Annotated in this window: 11 protein-coding genes and 2 pseudogenes; 9 read left to right on the forward strand and 4 right to left on the reverse strand. The window is 59.5% G+C overall.

What is annotated here, in order from left to right; all coding sequences use genetic code 11:
* A pseudogene (locus IFT66_RS23565) lies at nt 1-170 on the forward strand (phosphoglycerate mutase family protein); the annotation flags it as partial.
* A gap of 151 nt (nt 171-321) precedes the next feature.
* A pseudogene (locus IFT66_RS16865) lies at nt 322-934 on the forward strand (3'-5' exonuclease); the annotation flags it as partial.
* Between the two features lie 55 nt (nt 935-989).
* On the opposite strand, the gene IFT66_RS16870 reads toward IFT66_RS16865, so the two are convergent.
* Both IFT66_RS16870 and IFT66_RS16875 read right to left on the reverse strand, forming a co-directional pair.
* Nucleotides 990-2,483, reverse strand: coding sequence for an aldehyde dehydrogenase family protein (locus IFT66_RS16870; RefSeq protein WP_192078295.1), 1,494 nt, complete (start codon nt 2,481-2,483; stop codon nt 990-992).
* Between the two features lie 13 nt (nt 2,484-2,496).
* The gene (locus IFT66_RS16875; RefSeq protein ID WP_192078296.1) at nt 2,497-3,582 is read right to left on the reverse strand and encodes a Zn-dependent alcohol dehydrogenase; all 1,086 of its coding nucleotides are present in this window, start codon (nt 3,580-3,582) and stop codon (nt 2,497-2,499) included.
* Between the two features lie 422 nt (nt 3,583-4,004).
* Here IFT66_RS16875 and IFT66_RS16880 point away from each other — a divergent pair, with 422 nt between their 5' ends.
* Genes IFT66_RS16880 through IFT66_RS16890 form a run of 3 tightly spaced genes read left to right on the forward strand, consistent with a single transcriptional unit; the run spans nt 4,005 to nt 7,868 of the window.
* Nucleotides 4,005-4,922, forward strand: a complete 918-nt coding sequence (locus tag IFT66_RS16880) for an ABC transporter permease (protein WP_062577608.1) — start codon at nt 4,005-4,007, stop codon at nt 4,920-4,922.
* Between the two features lies 1 nt (nt 4,923).
* On the forward strand, nt 4,924-5,763 hold the full coding sequence (locus IFT66_RS16885; RefSeq protein ID WP_192078297.1) for an ABC transporter permease: 840 nt from the start codon (nt 4,924-4,926) through the stop codon (nt 5,761-5,763).
* On the forward strand, nt 5,760-7,868 hold the full coding sequence (locus tag IFT66_RS16890) for an ABC transporter ATP-binding protein (RefSeq protein WP_199864863.1): 2,109 nt from the start codon (nt 5,760-5,762) through the stop codon (nt 7,866-7,868). The genes IFT66_RS16885 and IFT66_RS16890 overlap by 4 nt, the downstream gene beginning before the upstream one ends.
* 5 nt (nt 7,869-7,873) lie before the next feature.
* Here IFT66_RS16890 and IFT66_RS16895 read toward each other — a convergent pair whose 3' ends face one another.
* Nucleotides 7,874-9,472 (reverse strand): FAD-binding oxidoreductase, encoded by a 1,599-nt coding sequence (locus IFT66_RS16895; RefSeq protein ID WP_192078298.1) that lies wholly within the window; start codon nt 9,470-9,472, stop codon nt 7,874-7,876.
* Between the two features lie 133 nt (nt 9,473-9,605).
* Between IFT66_RS16895 and IFT66_RS16900 the strand changes: the two genes are divergently transcribed.
* Entirely contained in the window at nt 9,606-11,297 is a 1,692-nt protein-coding gene (locus IFT66_RS16900; protein ID WP_192078299.1) for an alpha/beta fold hydrolase, read from the forward strand.
* 10 nt (nt 11,298-11,307) lie between these two features.
* On the opposite strand, the gene IFT66_RS16905 is transcribed toward IFT66_RS16900, so the two are convergent.
* Nucleotides 11,308-12,135 (reverse strand): cupin domain-containing protein, encoded by an 828-nt coding sequence (locus IFT66_RS16905; protein ID WP_192078300.1) that lies wholly within the window; start codon nt 12,133-12,135, stop codon nt 11,308-11,310.
* Between the two features lie 225 nt (nt 12,136-12,360).
* Here IFT66_RS16905 and IFT66_RS16910 point away from each other — a divergent pair, with 225 nt between their 5' ends.
* From IFT66_RS16910 to IFT66_RS16920, 3 genes are all read left to right on the forward strand, one after another.
* Nucleotides 12,361-13,863, forward strand: coding sequence for an ABC transporter substrate-binding protein (locus IFT66_RS16910; RefSeq protein ID WP_062577618.1), 1,503 nt, complete (start codon nt 12,361-12,363; stop codon nt 13,861-13,863).
* A gap of 107 nt (nt 13,864-13,970) precedes the next feature.
* Nucleotides 13,971-15,353, forward strand: a complete 1,383-nt coding sequence (locus IFT66_RS16915; protein ID WP_192078301.1) for a phenylacetate--CoA ligase family protein — start codon at nt 13,971-13,973, stop codon at nt 15,351-15,353.
* Nucleotides 15,350-16,102, forward strand: a complete 753-nt coding sequence (locus tag IFT66_RS16920) for an enoyl-CoA hydratase/isomerase family protein (RefSeq protein ID WP_192078302.1) — start codon at nt 15,350-15,352, stop codon at nt 16,100-16,102. The genes IFT66_RS16915 and IFT66_RS16920 overlap by 4 nt, the downstream gene beginning before the upstream one ends.
* The last annotated feature ends 113 nt before the right edge of the window (nt 16,103-16,215 follow it).

Here is a 16,215-nt window from a genome sequence, read left to right on the forward strand (position 1 = left end):
AACGTTCGGACAATCCCGGGAATGCTGACATCACTCTGATCGAGGGAACGCGCGAAATGGGATACACCTCGACGATGCTGCACCGGGCAAATGACCGTCAGCCTGGTCATAACGATCTGCGCCAGGCGTATGGCGCCGCGACAACTATACGGTCAGATCCGGAGGCCTGAAATACATAACAACCCGCGAGGGATACTGCGGATAATAAGTGGGTTATCTCGTAGGTATGCGGCGGTAAACTCGGTCCCTTTAGGGCCAGCGAGCCGGAACTTGGCGCGCTTCTTTACAGGTCGGCGATGCGAGGTGCAGGTAGGGCCATATGTGGTTGCCGGTCAGTTCATTGATATACCGGAGCTACGGTCGCTCATCGAACCTGCTGATCTGGTTATTGCCCACAATGCCAGATTCGATCGCTCCTTCTGCGAGGTATTTTCGCCGATGTTTTCCGGCAAGGCATGGACCTGCTCGAACGCCGAAATCGACTGGTCGTCGCGAGGCTTCGAAGGCACCAAACGCGGTTACCTGATCGGCCAGGCAGGATTTTTCCACAATGGCCATCGAGCGGTCGACGACTGCTTTGCGTTACTGGAGGTCCTCGACCGGAAGGGTGAAGCCGACGGTATCTCACCGTTCGCAGAGCTTTACAACGCGACCCAGCGGTCACGTGTCCGAATTTGCCGAGAGCAGCCCTTACGATTTCAATGATCACCTGAAGGCTCGTGGCTATCGTTGGTCGGACGGAGCAGAGGGTGGATTGAGAATCTGGTGGATAGAGGTTGATGAGGCCGACCTCGAGGACGAGCTTTGCTACCTGCGAACTGAGATCTACCCGTATCCTGAAGCCGATCCGCTAACCAAAATCCTGACGGGCTTCGAAGCCGCTACGACCTCTAGTGCGGCCTCGTTAATTTTGTCATTTCTCGACCCTGTTTAATGCTGATACGCCGCCACTCCTGACGAGTGACGGCGTTTTTTGTTGTAAGGCTGGATTACAGCGGGCTCGCGATGGTCTTTGTCTCAAGATAGCTGTCGAAAACATCGCGGCCACGTTCGCGACCCCAGCCGGACTGGCGAAAGCCACCAAAGGGGAGGGCGCTGTCGCCGACGAAGTGACGGTTGATGCCGATTGTGCCGGCGCGCACCCGTGCCGCCATCTTGTGGGCGACCTTGAAATCGCGCGTCCATATGCTTGCGGCAAGTCCGTAAACACTGCGATTGGCTTCTGCTGCAATGCGGTCGAGGTCGTCGTCATCGTATCGAAGGACGCTAAGCACTGGTCCGAAAATTTCGTCATTGACGACACTCATGTCCGGTCGAAGGCCGGCAAGCACCGTTGGCTTGTAGAAATAGCCGTCCGTGCCGATCTGTTCGCCACCGGTAATAACCGATGCGCCCTCCTTGACGCCGATATCGGTCATCGAAGAGACCCGCGCAAGATGTGCCGAGGAGATCAGCGGCCCCATCTGCACGCCCTGGGAGAAGCCATACCCCACGTTGAGCGCCTGAGCCGCAGCCGACACGCCCTCAACGATCCGGTCGAACACGTCGCGATGGGCGTAGACCCGTGATCCCGCCGTACAGATTTGACCGGAATTGGCGAAGATACCGGTCGCGACGCCCGGAATTGCCAGATCCATGTCGGCGTCGGGAAAAATGATGACCGGGCTCTTGCCGCCCAGCTCGAGCGAGCAGCGCTTAAGATTGCTGGCGGCGGATGCTGCGACGATGGCGCGGCCGACCTGTGTCGATCCGGTAAAGGCGATCTTGTCGACATCCGGGTGTGATGCCATCGCCGATCCAACGGCGGCACCGCCGGTCACGACATTGAACACGCCTTTGGGGAAGCCTGCTTCCAAGGCCAGTTCGGCAAGCAGAAGTGCGGTGAGCGGTGTCTGTTCGGCAGGTTTCAGGATCACCGTGCAGCCAGTCGCAAGAGCCGGCGCGATCTTCCAGCTCGCCATCAGCACTGGTCCATTCCACGGCACGATCTGGCATACGACACCGATTGGTTCACGTAGCGTGTAGGCGTGCCATTCTCCGGGCGACGACACCGGGATTGTTTCACCGGTCAGCTTGGTCGGCCAGCCGGCGGTATAGCGCATCAGATCGACCGAGGAGCTGACATGACCCGCTTTTGCAAGTGCCAGCGGCATTCCATTGTTGATGGTTTCGATCTCTGCGATCTTGTCGGTATTGGCTTCGATGAGGTCAGCAAAGCGCCAAAGCAGTTTGGAGCGCTCGTTCGGCTTCATCAGCCGCCACGCGGGGTTGTCAAATGCCGCACGGGCGGCCTTGACGGCGCGATTGACATCCTCGGCATCGCCCCTCGGTACCGAGGTGACGACCTTGCCGGTGCCCGGATCGAACACATCCGTCATTGCACCGTCATGGGCCTGTACCCACTGGCCATCGATCATCATGGCATGGCTGCGCGCGACATATTGCTGGGTTGCCGCGCTCGGCGACGTTATCTGGATATTCATGGAATAGCTCTCCTCAGGCGGCCATGTCGATGATCTGACGCACCGGTGCGCCGGTGCGCAGCTTGGCAAAGGCATCGTTGATGGAGGTGAGTGGGATGCGGTCGGAGATCAAGTGATCGAGGTTCAGACGCCCTTGCATGTAATATTCGAGAAGGTTCGGGATATCGACGCGAAACTGATTTGAACCCATCGACGAGCCCTGGATACGGCGGTCCTTGATGAACATCGAGCCCTCGAGCTCAAGCTTCATGCCGGGCTTGAACATGCCGAGGATGGTGGCTGTACCGCCCATTCTCAGCATCGCAAAAGCCTGTTCGGCGGTCTTCTTGAAACCGAGCGCTTCGAACGAGTAGGGCACGCCGCCGGAGGTCATATCCATTACGGCCGCGACCGGATCGACCGTCGAGGCATTGATGACGTCGGTCGCGCCGAGCTGCCGGGCGAGATCGAGCTTGCTGTCGAGCATGTCGATGGCGATGATGCGGCCCGCACCGGCAAGCATGGCGCCGCTAACGACGGAAAGTCCGACGCCGCCACAGCCTATCACCGCAACAGTTGAGCCCGGCTTGACCTTGGCGGCATGAATGACAGCGCCGACACCGGTCAACACACCGCAGCCGACCAGTGAGGCACGGTCGAGCGGCACGTCGCGGTTGATTTTGACGATCGCATTTTCATGCACCAGCATCTGCTCGGCAAAAGACGACAGGTTGGAGAACTGGTGCACGAGCTTGCCATTCAGCCACATTCTTTCAGCCTTGCCCGGCGGGAGCTTCACATCGACGCTCTCGCAAATATTGGGTCGGCCAGTAACGCAGTTCGGGCATGTGCCGCAAAACACCGAAAGGCAGGTGACGACGTGGTCGCCCTTTTGGACGTAGGTCACGTCTTCGCCGACGGCCTCAACGATGCCCGACGATTCATGCCCCGGTATGAATGGCATGGGATAGGCATAGGTGCCGTCGGCAAAGTGAAGATCGGAATGGCAGACACCGGCATAGGATGTGCGGATCAACACTTCTCTCCGCGCGGGCTTGCCGATTTCGACATTCTCGATGGTCATAGGCTGACCAGATTCCCAGATCACTGCGGCTTTCATCGGTCTATCCTGCTCTCTAAGTTGACAAAATCTACAACCATACTGCAATCTGTTGACAGTTGACGTCAAGGTCTAGTTGTTAAGTCGATTGCGCATTTCTGACGTCGTGATATGTCTGAAGCACCTGCGAGATCTCACTAAGACAACCAAATAACTTGGCACTCGTTCCGATCCTCGTCTCACGAGACCTGACTTTCGTCAGTTTACCAAGATCGACGTTCGATCACTTATCGAACACTTTTGCCTCAAAAAACCTATCGAAGCACAGATTTTAAGCAATATCATTGAGTTTATGTAGACTGTTGACAGTTCAATGGTCGCGCGGTAGCTTTGGTCAACGCCGTACGAAAACGGCAATGGGAACTCTCACGTCTGACTGGAGCCGGCTGATGCCGGCATTCGACGCAAGGCGGAGGATGCAAATGACCAAATTTCTGCTTCGGCGCATATTCCAGTCGATCCTAACTGTACTTGGCGTCATCACCGCCGCGTTTTTTCTCGTGCGGATGGCCGGTGACCCTGCCGTCCTGCAGCTATCCGCCGAAGCGACGGCCGACGATATTCAGAGGGTCAGGGAAGCGCTTGGCCTCAACCGGCCTATGATCGTTCAATACGGTGATTTCCTCTGGCGCGTGCTGCATGGCGATTTCGGGGTATCGCTGCGGCAGAATATATCGGCCATGGATCTGGTGCTGGAGCGCGTTCCGGCAACGCTGGAACTTGCACTGACCTCCTTCTTCATCGGTATCGGGCTTGCGTTTCTCTTTGGCATCATCATGCGCATGACCGGGTCAAGGACGGTGCGTCAGGTGATCATGTGGATTGCGCTCGGTCGACAGGCAATCCCTATCTTCTCCTTTGGCTTGCTGATGATCCTGATCTTTTCGGTGTGGCTGCGATGGTTGCCGTCTCTCGGGAGAGGCACCTGGGCGCATCTGGTTCTGCCGGCTATGACGCTCGGAACCTACGAGCTGGCGCTCTATCTTCGTCTATTCAATGCCTCGCTCGCCACCGAGCAGCGTCAGGACTATGTACGCACCGCCTATGCAAAGGGGCAGGGCCGGATACAGGTTCTGCTTGGCCACATGCTGCCCAATGCACTTTTGCCGCTGGTCACTGTCGCCGGCATCAATCTCGGCCTGCTCCTGGGCGGTACCGTGGTCACCGAAACCGTTTTCAGCTGGCCGGGTGTAGGGCGTCTGATTGTCCAGTCCGTCAGCCAGCGGGACTTCCCGGTCATCATCGCCGGAGTATTCCTGATTTCGCTGATGTTTGTCGTGATCAACCTGATCGTGGATGTGCTTTACGGCTTCCTTGATCCGCGTGTGAGGCTAACCTGAGATGCGTTTCGACCTTTCCAGAACCATTGCTGTCACGCTCCTGGCGATCATGGCACTGTTTATGATCATCACGCCGGTGATGCCGTTCTACGACCCCTACGCGCAGGACCTCGCCGGCAGTCTTGTGCCTGTCGGCGGATCCTCCCTCGAGGGCCGATTCTATCTACTCGGCACCGATACGCTCGGCCGGGATATTCTCAGCCGCCTCGCCCTTGCTGGGCAGGTCTCCGCATTGATCGGCCTCGGCGCCGTTGCCGTCAGCCTTGTGATCGGCGTCTTTCTCGGGCTCGTCGCAGGCTATTTTCGAGGTCCGGTGGAGGCCGTGATCATGGGGCTCGCCGATCTTCAGCTTTCGATCCCGCGCGTCTTGCTGCTGATCGCCGTCAGCGCGATTGTCGGGCCGAGCGTCACCAATCTCGCGCTCCTGCTTGGCATCACCAGTTGGGTCGCCTACGGTCGCGTGGCGCGGGGCATGGCGCTCAGCCTGCGGGAACGTGAGTTCGTCCTGTCTGCCCGCACCCAGGGCGCGACCGCCACCTGGAACATCCGGAAGCATCTCTTGCCCAACGTGCTGCCGCAAATGCTGATCGTCGGCTCTTACGAGTTTGGTCAGATCGTGGTGATGGAAGCCTCACTCAGCTACCTGGGCCTTGGCGTGCAGCCGCCCCTGCCGAGCTGGGGGATGATGGTCAGCGAAGGCCAGACTTACTTGGCGCTTGCACCATCCCTGTCGATCCTGCCCAGCATCGCCCTGTTCATACTGGTGGCCGGGCTTCAATTTCTGTCACAGGCCTTCACCTCCGAAGGTGAAGTAGTCGGCGTTGCCGAAAGGTCGAAATGATGATGGCCGCAGTTTCACCATCCGACGCGATCGATCCCGACGTCATCCTCAGCGTTCGCAACCTGTCGATCGAGGTCCCGAAGGCGAGCGGCAACGTCCGCCTCGTCGATGACGTCTCCTTCGATGTCCGGCAGAACGAGGTGTTTGGCATCGTCGGCGAGTCCGGGTCTGGCAAGAGCCTGACTATGCTGGCGGTGCTGGGCCTGCTGTCGCATCCGCTCAAGATCGTCTCGGGTTCGATCCGGCTGCGAGGGCAGGAGCTGACCGATCTGACGTTCGAGCAGATGCGCAAGATCCGTGGCAAGACCATGTCGATCGTGTTCCAGGATCCGATGACGACGCTCAACCCGGTCTTGCGCGTCGGGGCGCAGATCGGCGAGGCGGTTCGCCTCCACAATCCGAAACTGAACCAGCAGCAAATCCGTGACCGGGTTATCGAGCTTCTGTCGCTCGTCGGTATCCCCAATCCGCAGCAGCGTTATCATCAGTACCCAAATGAATTCTCCGGCGGCATGCGTCAGCGCGTGGTCATCGCCATCGCCATGGCAAACGAGCCGGACCTGCTGATTGCTGACGAGCCGACAACGGCGCTCGACGTCACGATCCAGGCGCAGGTAATGCGGGTTCTGGCCGAGGTGCGCCAGCGCACCAAGGCGGCGATGGTGCTTATCACGCACGATCTCGGTCTGGTGGCCGAAACTGCCGACCGGATGGCTGTTATGTACGGTGGCCGTATGATGGAAAGCGCGCCGGCCGGTTCTCTGTTTTCCGACCCTGCGCATCCCTATACCGCCGGCCTCATCACCAGCCTGCCGCGCGTTGACCGCGAAGTGGGCGAGCTCTATTCCATTCCGGGCTTTGTGCCGGATCCGGCAAACAAGCCGAGCGGCTGTGTGTTTCACCCGCGCTGCGCCATGTCCAACGGCCGCGCGCAATGTCGCGACTACAAGCCGCAGTTGGCGCCGCGGGGTACACATCGTGCTGTCGCCTGTCATTTCAGCGAGGAAACGCCGGCTTGGCGCGCAGCCCAAGAGCGACTGATGGAGCAGTCCGTCGATCACAAGCGGATGCTGGACGCCACGGAGACGCTCGAGCCTATCCTCAAGGTGTCCGGCCTGACCAAGGAATTCCAGGTTGGTTTCAAGTTCCTGCGCGGCAGCCAGAGCCTGAAGGCCCTTCGGGATATTTCCTTCGAACTGCCGCGCGGTCGGACCCTTGGCCTGGTCGGCGAGTCCGGTTGTGGCAAATCGACCCTGGCCCGCGTTCTCCTGCGTCTGTTCGAAGCGTCAGGCGGCAACGTCATCCTCAATGGCGAGCCGTTCATGACGATGACCGGAACAAAGCTCAGAACCAAGCGGCGCGACCTGCAAGTCGTGTTCCAGGATCCTTATTCGTCGCTTGATCCGCGCATGACCATTCACGAAGTCATCGCGGAGCCGCTACGCATTCACGGTCGCTATGATACAAACCGCGTCGACGAACTGCTTGCGCATGTCGGGCTGACACCGGATGCGGGCAAGCGGCGACCGCCTGAATTTTCCGGCGGACAGAGGCAACGTGTGGCGATTGCGCGGGCGCTTGCGCTCAACCCGGATGTGCTGATCCTGGACGAGGCGGTCTCGGCGCTGGACGTGTCGATCCAGGCCCAGATCATCAATCTTCTGCGCAACCTGCAGAGCAAACTCGGCCTCACCTATCTGTTTATTTCGCACGATCTATCGGTTGTCCGGCATATCTCAGACGAGGTGGCCGTGATGTATCTGGGGCGGATCATCGAGCATGGCCCTGTGCGGCGTGTGTTCGAGCATCCGGCGCATCCTTATACACAGGCGCTGTTGTCCTCGATCCCGCGTCCGGATGCGAGCGGCAAGCAGACTCATTCACGGATCATCTTGTCGGGCGATCTTCCCAATCCGCTGTCGCCGCCTTCCGGCTGTACGTTCCGCACCCGTTGCTTCCGGGCGGTGGAGGAATGCGCAAGGATCGAGCCCGAGTTGAAGGCGCGCACGGCCGAGGATCATCTCAGCGCCTGCCTGTTTCCCGGAAATATCGATCCGCGAAAGATTGAGGCTCTTCCTGCAGACGAAAGCCTGCAGGAAGCCTGACGGGATCATGTCCCGGCTGTAAACAGATTGCCTGGGTTGATGACGCCGTCCGGGTCGAGCGTCTGTTTGAGGCTCGACAGGAAGTCAGCCGTCGCGGGCATTCTGGTCTCAAGATAGGGATATTTCCGGCCGATCTGCATATGCACGCCGCCAAGCGCGCGCCAGGCATCGATGATGTCACGCGACAGGGCGGTGATTGCCGCCGCGGCCTGTGGATTGGACGCCCGCGTGCGGATCCTGGCGCGTTCCTCGTCCGTCATGAAATGCGTGTGGAGTGCATAAGGCATATCGGACCAGCGTATAAGCGTCTCTATGCCGACACCGGATGGGCCGTGGGTCGAGAGAAGATAACCCCGGTCAATGCCATGCAATTTCATCGCGGCGGAGTGCTTCTCGAAAACCACTTCGGTCTGCAGAAAACAGTCGCTGCCACGGGAATTGGGCACGACCGTATGGAGCCAGTTCATCCGTTTTGCAGATGGCGTCAGCAATCCGTTCATGCGCGGAAATGGCATGGCGCGCATAACCTTGGGGATCGATGCCGGTACGGCCCGGCCCCCGGCCTTGGCGGCGATCTCCTGGACGCGGCGCAGTTTCGACTGAGCGTCCTGGGCATCGCGGCCTTCCGTGACGCAGTTCATCAGGTATCCGATGTCGTTGGCGAAGCGCCGGCCGCGTGCCGCGATCACGGCTGCATCACGCAGGCCCTTGAACAGGGAGCCGCTGCCTTTCACTATCGCGACAAGCGTGGCAAGATCCTTGGCGAGACCCTCTCCGCTCATGCGACTGCGCGCGGTGAACGGGTCCATGCCGAGACATTCGCTCGCTAAAAGCTCGGAACCGATCTGGCCCATGGCGGCCAGCTGAGCTGCCGGATCGGCAAACGAGAACGAACAGAACCGCATTGCCGTAGCCTGCGGGATCAGCTGCAGCGTAATCTTTGTCTTGATACCAAAGGCGCCGCAGTCGCCGAGGAAGAGGCCAGTCAGGTCCGGTCCGTAGTTGCGGAAGAAGGGTGAGGAATTGACAACTCCTGCAGCCGAACCGGTGGTGATGATCTCACCGTTTCCGGTGACCACATCGAGGCCAAGGACGCTTTCTGCCGACGTCCCACGCGAGGCGGAGCCGTAAAATTTGCCACCCTGCGAAACAGTCGCGCCAATCGTCGCGTAGAGGCCGGAAAATGTTCCCCAGAATGGCGTCGTCAGTTTCAAGGGTTCGAGCGCCTGCCGCAATTGGGCCCAGGTCACGCCCGGCTCGACAGTGACATAGCGATCCTGTTCGGATAGCGCGATAATGGCGTCCATCCTGGTCATATCAACGACCAAGGTCCTGGCGTTTCCCGGAATGTAGCCGGCACTGTAGGAGAGACCCGCTCCGCGCGTTGCAAGCGACAGGCTTAGCTCGCGCGCCGTTGCGACCAGGGCCACGACGTCGGCAGCAGATCGTGGCGCGGCAATGCCGATCGGCAGATGCTCGGAAACGTAATAGATATCTGTCCGGTACAGATCGAGATCGTCGGTGGAGATTGGCAGGTCAGGATGCCGTGTAACGACCGCGTCAAGCAAAGAAGCGGATGGGGCAGAAGGGTCGCGAGCGCTCATGCAAACTTCAGGTCTGTCAGCAGGCCTGTCCTGGCTTCAGGGAGGGAAGACGGCAAAATTGTCTGGACATGCATACTGCAGTCATGTGTAAACTGTCAACAGATGCGAGGCCAGCGAGTCTTCAGGAGCTCTTATGTCGGATACCCGTGAATTTGACGTCCCAGTCGCTTTGCGCATTCACAGGGGCTTCGTTGAAGTCGGCGGCAGGCTGATCCACTACATGCGCCAGGGCCATGGTCCTGCTCTCGTTCTGTTGCACGCCGCGCCTTGCTCGGCGCGGGTCATGGAGCCGCTGCAGGCGAAATGGTCGCACCACTTCACCACGTTTGCCTTCGACCTTCCAGGCTTTGGCATATCCGACATGGTCGATGCCGCGCCGCTCGAGACGGCCGACCTGGCGGATGCGATCGCAGGTGCAGTGCAGGCGCTCGGGCTTGAGAAGATCACCCTTTATGGGCGCCATACGGGGGCAGGGGTCGCGGTCGAACTCGCCCGCCGGCATCCGGCGCTGTGCAATTTTGTGCTGACCGACGGATTTCCGGTGTTTTCCACACCCTACACGCCGGAGCGGCTTGCCGAATATCTGACCGAGATCAAGCCGCAATGGGATGGAGGGCATCTAACCTGGACGTGGTTTCGCTATCGCGAACAGCATATGTTCTGGCCGTGGGACAAGTCCTCCTTGGCGCATCGCGCCGATACCGATCTGCCTGACCTCGATTTCCTCTATCGCGGCACGACAGAACTGCTCGCGGCTGCGGATACCTATGCGGACGTCTACGCCTCCGCCTTCCGTCACCCCGGCCTTGCCATGATCGATGACGTCAAGGTGCCGGTCGTCTACGGCAACCGGCCGGGCGACAGCCAGTTCAAAACCGTCAGCGCCTATCCTGACCATGTCCGGGTCCAGGTATTTTCCCGTGACCATGAGGAAGCCGCGGCAGCGGAACTAGAGATCCTGCTTCAGAACGTCAATGACGGGGCGGTACCGGTCCATGACGATCGGATCGACGGACAAAAACGGTCGGTGCGCAGCTATCTCGATCTGGAGCTCGGCCCGGTCTATATCCGCGGCGAGGGGCTGGACGACGTCCGGCCACCTATCCTCTTTTTGCCTGACCTCCCGGGTGGCGTCGATCTGCATGTCGATGAACTGAAAATGCTCGCCCAGCATGGGCCGGTTCTGGGCTTCGATCCCTGGGGCAACGGCAATTCGATCGCCGCGGACGGCGAAGAGCTATCGATCGGGCTGTGGGCGAAACAGGCAGTCGAGATCCTGCGCAAGGTCGGTTATCGCCAGGTCCGGATCTATGCCTCCGGCATGTCCGCAGCGGTCGCTGCCGAATGCGTCCGTTTGGCGCCGGACCTGATAGATCGCATTATTTTCCGCTCCCCGCCGGCGATCGAAGCAGACAGCCGCTTTGTGGAAAACTACGCGCCGGACATTGCTCCGGAATGGAGCGGCGGAAACTTCCTGAAACTGTGGCATCATCTGCGGGATCAGGAACTATGGTGGCCATGGAACCAGCGCACCGTCGCTCATGCCCGTCGGACCGAGCCGCGGATCGAGCCGGCTTTCCTGAACCGACGCGCAATTACCTTGCTGCGGCAGCCGCTGACCTATCGTACCATCTGGCAGACGGTACTGGCCTATCCGCTGACAGACGCTCTCAAGACGCTTGCAGTTCCGGGCGCGATCGTCACCCACGAACAGGACCTGTTCGCCTTCGCGGCCGACGCGGCGGGACGGCTCAGAGGCGACCGGTCGCCGGTTGCCTTGCTCGACAACGGCAAACCGGATTTTCCATCCGATCTGTTTTCATGAAAGCCGCGGATCAGTAACGCGGCTGCGGCGCCTGCAGCTTGCTGAATGGCTTCAGCCTATCCGGCAGGATCGGCTGGTGGGTGGGATAGAAGGTAAACGGATCGGCTTCTTCCCAAAAGGTCTCCTGTCGGCCGCCGAAACCGCGGAACAGGATCAGCGCGCCGGTGGGCGAGCCGTAAGGAGCGTGCTTCGCCATCGGTGGGCGGATGCAGTAGGCGCCGGCCTGCATCGTGCCGAGCGGGCCTGACAGTTCGCCCGCGAGCATGAAGAATTCCTGCGCGATCGGATGACGCTCGGCCTTTTCGCCGCGCCGAAAGGCGATCGTTGCCGTGATATAGGTGGTTTCGCCGGAGACCGGATCCTGCCGCAGAACGCGCATGCGGGCGCCTGCTTTCATGCTGCCCAGGCCGAACTGATCGAAATCCCCATCCCACTGGCCTTCTGAGAGATCGATATGTCGTACCAGTCTCGCTCGGATTTTTTCCGCATCCGAGGCCAGCTCTTGCGCCATCTGTTCCGAGCGAAAGTAAAGCAGGGTGGCGCCGGTCTCCGATGAGAAGGCATTGCCCTGATAGCCGGTCGGCAGGAAACTGTAGGAATGCGCCAGGAAGTTGCTGCCGTCGACGATCAGGGCGCCATCGAGCACATAGATTTCCTCATCAAACGGCAGGCTGCCAGCAGCGCGGGTCCAGCCTGCGGGGACCGAAAGGATACAGCTGAGGGCATCCGTCTCGTCGTCACGGCTGAGCAGCTTCATCCTTGCGACGTCGAATCCCAGCTGGTCTGCTTGTTCCCAAGGCAGATGCTGCGCCTGGATGTAGTCGATATGTTCCCGCATGGCCTCTTCTCCGCTTGCTTCTGTCGGTAATCGCGGCACGATTTCGCCGCCGTATTCCATGCCTATCACAGCGCAAATCAAGCCGAAAGACAACTGTTGACAGTTGTCAGTTGGCCGAATAGCGTATCGGTAAAGCGGGGGATGATGAACTCACGCCGACCGCATGGCTTTGCGTCCTTGCCACGTCCGACGATGATTGAACCCTTAGTTTTTCAGGAGAGGCCGATGAATTTTCTGCGCAAACTAACGACGGTCGCGGGTGCCGCGACGGTGACGATGGGGCTGATGGCGCTCCCGGCCGTCCTATACGCGGCACCGGCCTCGGTCAGCGTGGCCTTGCCCGGGGATTTCCCGGGCCTTGATCCAAGCAAGGACACGTCTCCGCTGGGCTTTAACTACCGCCTGAACGTTTTTGATGCCCTGACAGAGTTGCAGCGTGACGGCCAGATGAACCCACGCTTGGCGGAATCCTGGACGGTTTCTCCGGACCTCCTGGAGTGGACATTCAAGCTCCGCCAGAATGTCAAATTCCATGACGGCAGCCCGTTCACTGCCGATGACGTCGTCTTTACGGTGGAGCGCATTCTCAACGACAGCAAGTCGCCGGTCCGCACCTTCATCAAGCTGGTCAAGACCGTTGAGAAGGTCGACGACAACACAGTCAAGTTCACCCTGTCGGCGCCATACGGGATTTTCTATCGCCAGATCAGCTACGTTAACATCATGTCGAAGACCTATTTCGACAAGGTGGGCGACCAGGGTTATGCCACCAAGCCGGTGGGTACGGGTCCATATCAGCTCGTCGAATGGAAGAAGGACGACCGGATGGTCCTGAAGGCCAACGAGAGCTACTGGCGCGGCGCGCCTGCAATTAAGGACGCGACCCTTCGGCCAATCCCCGCCGACGCCAGCCGAGTGTCGGCGCTTCTGACCGGCGAAGTCGACCTGGTGCCGGCATTGCCGCCATCGCTGATGGCGCAGGTCAAGGCGTCGCCGGATCTGAATGTTGGTATTGCGCCCGGCTTCCGCGTCATCTTCGTCGCCTTCAACGTCAATAAGCCGCCTTTCGACAATCCGCTGATCCGCGAGGCCGTCGACAAGGCGATCGATCGCCCCGCGATTACCGACAAGTTGCTGCGCGGTCTTGGCAAGCCCACTGGGATCATGGTTCCGCCGATGAACATCGGCTACGATTCTTCGCTCGCGCCAACAAAATACGATCCTGCCGCAGCAAAGGCGCTGGTTGAAAAGTCCGGCTACAAGGGCGAGGTTATCTCGATCCAGTATCCCAACAACAATATCGTCATGGCCAACGAGGTCGTGCAGGCGATCGCCGGCTACATGACGGCGGCTGGCCTCAAGGTCGAAATCAAGCCGATGGAGTTCACGGCCTTCTTCCCGATCTGGCTGCAGTCCAAGGTCGACAGCATGTATCTCTTCGCCTTCGGCTCGTCGCAGTATCACGCTGAAAGCGTCCTGACGACGATGTATGAGGAAGGATCGCATGCCTATAAGGTGGACAAGGAAATCGACCGGCTGCTCAAGGAACAGCGCACCGTGACCGACGTCGACAAGCAGAAGAAGCTTCTCGTCCAGGCTTTTCGGATAAGCAACGAGAATCGCTACCACCTGCCGCTCTATGACGAAATGCAGGCGTATGGCGTCAAGAAGACGGTTGGCTATAACCCGTGGCCGGATGGCTTCGTGCGCCTCTACGACATCAAATAGCTTTTCCCAAACCTATCCCGGCGAACTGTCATCGATCGTTCGCCGTAGCGCCTTTCAATCCCGCCGATACGCCGATCGCAACTTCAACTGTAATGGACGACGCAAAGATGACGACGGAAACGCCAAGCTTCACCCTGCCTGACATCCTGCGCCAGCCGAAGGCGGAAGTCGAAGCGCTGCAGGACCGGCTTTTGCAGACGATGGTGCAGCGTTGCTACGATCACCATCCCTACTATTCCAAGCTGATGCGTGCTGAGGGTCTAAAGCCGGACCATATCCGTACCCGCGCCGATCTCGAGCGGCTTCCGCCATCATCAAAGAAGGAGTTCCTGGCTGACCCTGAGGCCTTTCGTCTGCGACCCGATGGGTTGCCCGGGAACGAAGGCATTCTCTGGAAGGTGATCTACACCACCGGAACGACCACGGGGAAGCCGGCGCCGATCTTCGTCACCGCTCATGATCATTTTGCCTATATGTTCGCCTTTCAGGACCGCCGCGAACTGGTCGGGCTTACCGATGCCGATCGGGTCGCCAACCTTTTTCCGATGACAGGTTTCCCGATGGGTGCGTTCTCTCGCGCAGCGGACGAGGCGGGCGCCATCGGCGCTGCAATCATGTTCGGCAATACCGGACGGACCGACTCGATGTTTCCCGTCAACCGAAGCCTCGATTCCGCGGTCGTTGCCATTGCCCGCCATCGCGCCACGGTGCTCTGGGGGGTCGCGGGCTTTGTCCGCCGGATCCTCATCCGCGCGCAGGAGACCGGCGCGGATTTCAGCAGCGTCCGGATGGTCATGACGACGGGCGAAGCGTCGTCTCCGGCGATGCGCGAAGACTTCCGCGAGCGCATGCGCAATCTCAACTGCGCCGATACCCAGATTGTCAACCGCTATGGCTCGACGGAGCAGGGCGGCACGATGATTGAATGCTGCGAAGGCAGCGGCTTCCACAGCGCACTGCCGGACCAACTCTACCACGAGGTCGTTGACGACGAGACTGGCAAGAGACTGGCGGATGGCGAAAGTGGCATGCTGGCATTCAGCCATCTCAATCGTCGCGGCACGGTGTTCCTTCGCTACAAGATGGGCGACGTCGGGTCACTTACGCATGACAGTTGCCCACATTGCGGTCGTACTTCGGTGCGCCTGTCCTCAAAGCCGACTCGAACCGGTGATATCGTCAAAATCCGCGGTGCTTTGGTCAATCTCGGCAACCTCAAGGAAGAATTCGACCGGATGAACGGGATCGACGAATACCAGATCGTCGTCGCCTCGGAAAATCCGTCTGATCCGTTTTCGATGGACGAACTTGTGATCCGCCTTGCCCCGGCGCAGGGAAGGGCGTCCGACATGTCCGACGTGATGGTCGAGGAGGTGAAGCGGCTGACCAACCTCCGCCCGCGGATCGAGATCGTCGAACGCGACAAGATCTACGATCCGACCTCGCCGGCGAAACCGAAGCGCATTGTCGATCAACGCCTGGCCAGATGAAATCTGATCCGGACATCGATGGGGAGGTAAGGTACGACCTATCAAACGGTGTCGCGACGATTTCCATTTGCCGCGAGCACAAGCGCAATGCGCTGACGCCACGGCATTTCTCTCGGCTTGTCGATCTTCTCGAAAAGGCAGCCAGCGAAGCAAGCGTCAGGGCAATCGTGCTGACGGGTGAGGGCGAGCGAGCATTCTGTTCGGGCGCGGACATTTCGTCAAAGGACGTCTTCTGGCAGGGCCTTGAGGAAGGCACGACGACAGGGCTCGGTGACTACCTCCGATGCTGCCGCCTATTGTCCAAACCTCTTATCGGCCGGATTAACGGCCACTGTTATGCCGGCGGTCTAGGGTTGCTTGCAGCTTGTGACCTGGCAGTTGCTTGCGACGACGTGCGGTTCTGTCTTCCGGAAATCAAGCTCGGCCTGTTTCCGTACGTCGTTCTTGCCGGCTTCGACAACAGGGTCTCGAGAATGGCGCTTACATCGCTCGCCCTGAGCGGTCTGCCGATATCCGCCGCGAAGGCTCTGGAAATCGGGATGATATCCCATTGCGTACCGCGTGCGGAACTCGATGAGACGCTGATGAATTTGATGCGCGAGCTCATTCTTCAGCCTGCGCTGCTGATTTCAGAGGGATTGCGGGCTTTGAAGGGCCAGGACAGCCAAGCCTACATGAACAGCATCGATGCGGCAGAAGCACGGATCCGGGCGCTTGCCAGCGAACGCCACCCGTTCGCAGTGAAGTAAGGCTTAAATCCATGTTTGAAAGCAAATTCAACGTCTTGTGGAGGCAACGTGTATGTGGGGAGGCCTGTACCATCGGCGATTTCAGTTGAGCGGAGCGTCGAACGATATTATGT

The organism is Rhizobium sp. CFBP 13726, assembly GCF_014841925.1.
Classification (GTDB): domain Bacteria; phylum Pseudomonadota; class Alphaproteobacteria; order Rhizobiales; family Rhizobiaceae; genus Neorhizobium; species Neorhizobium soli.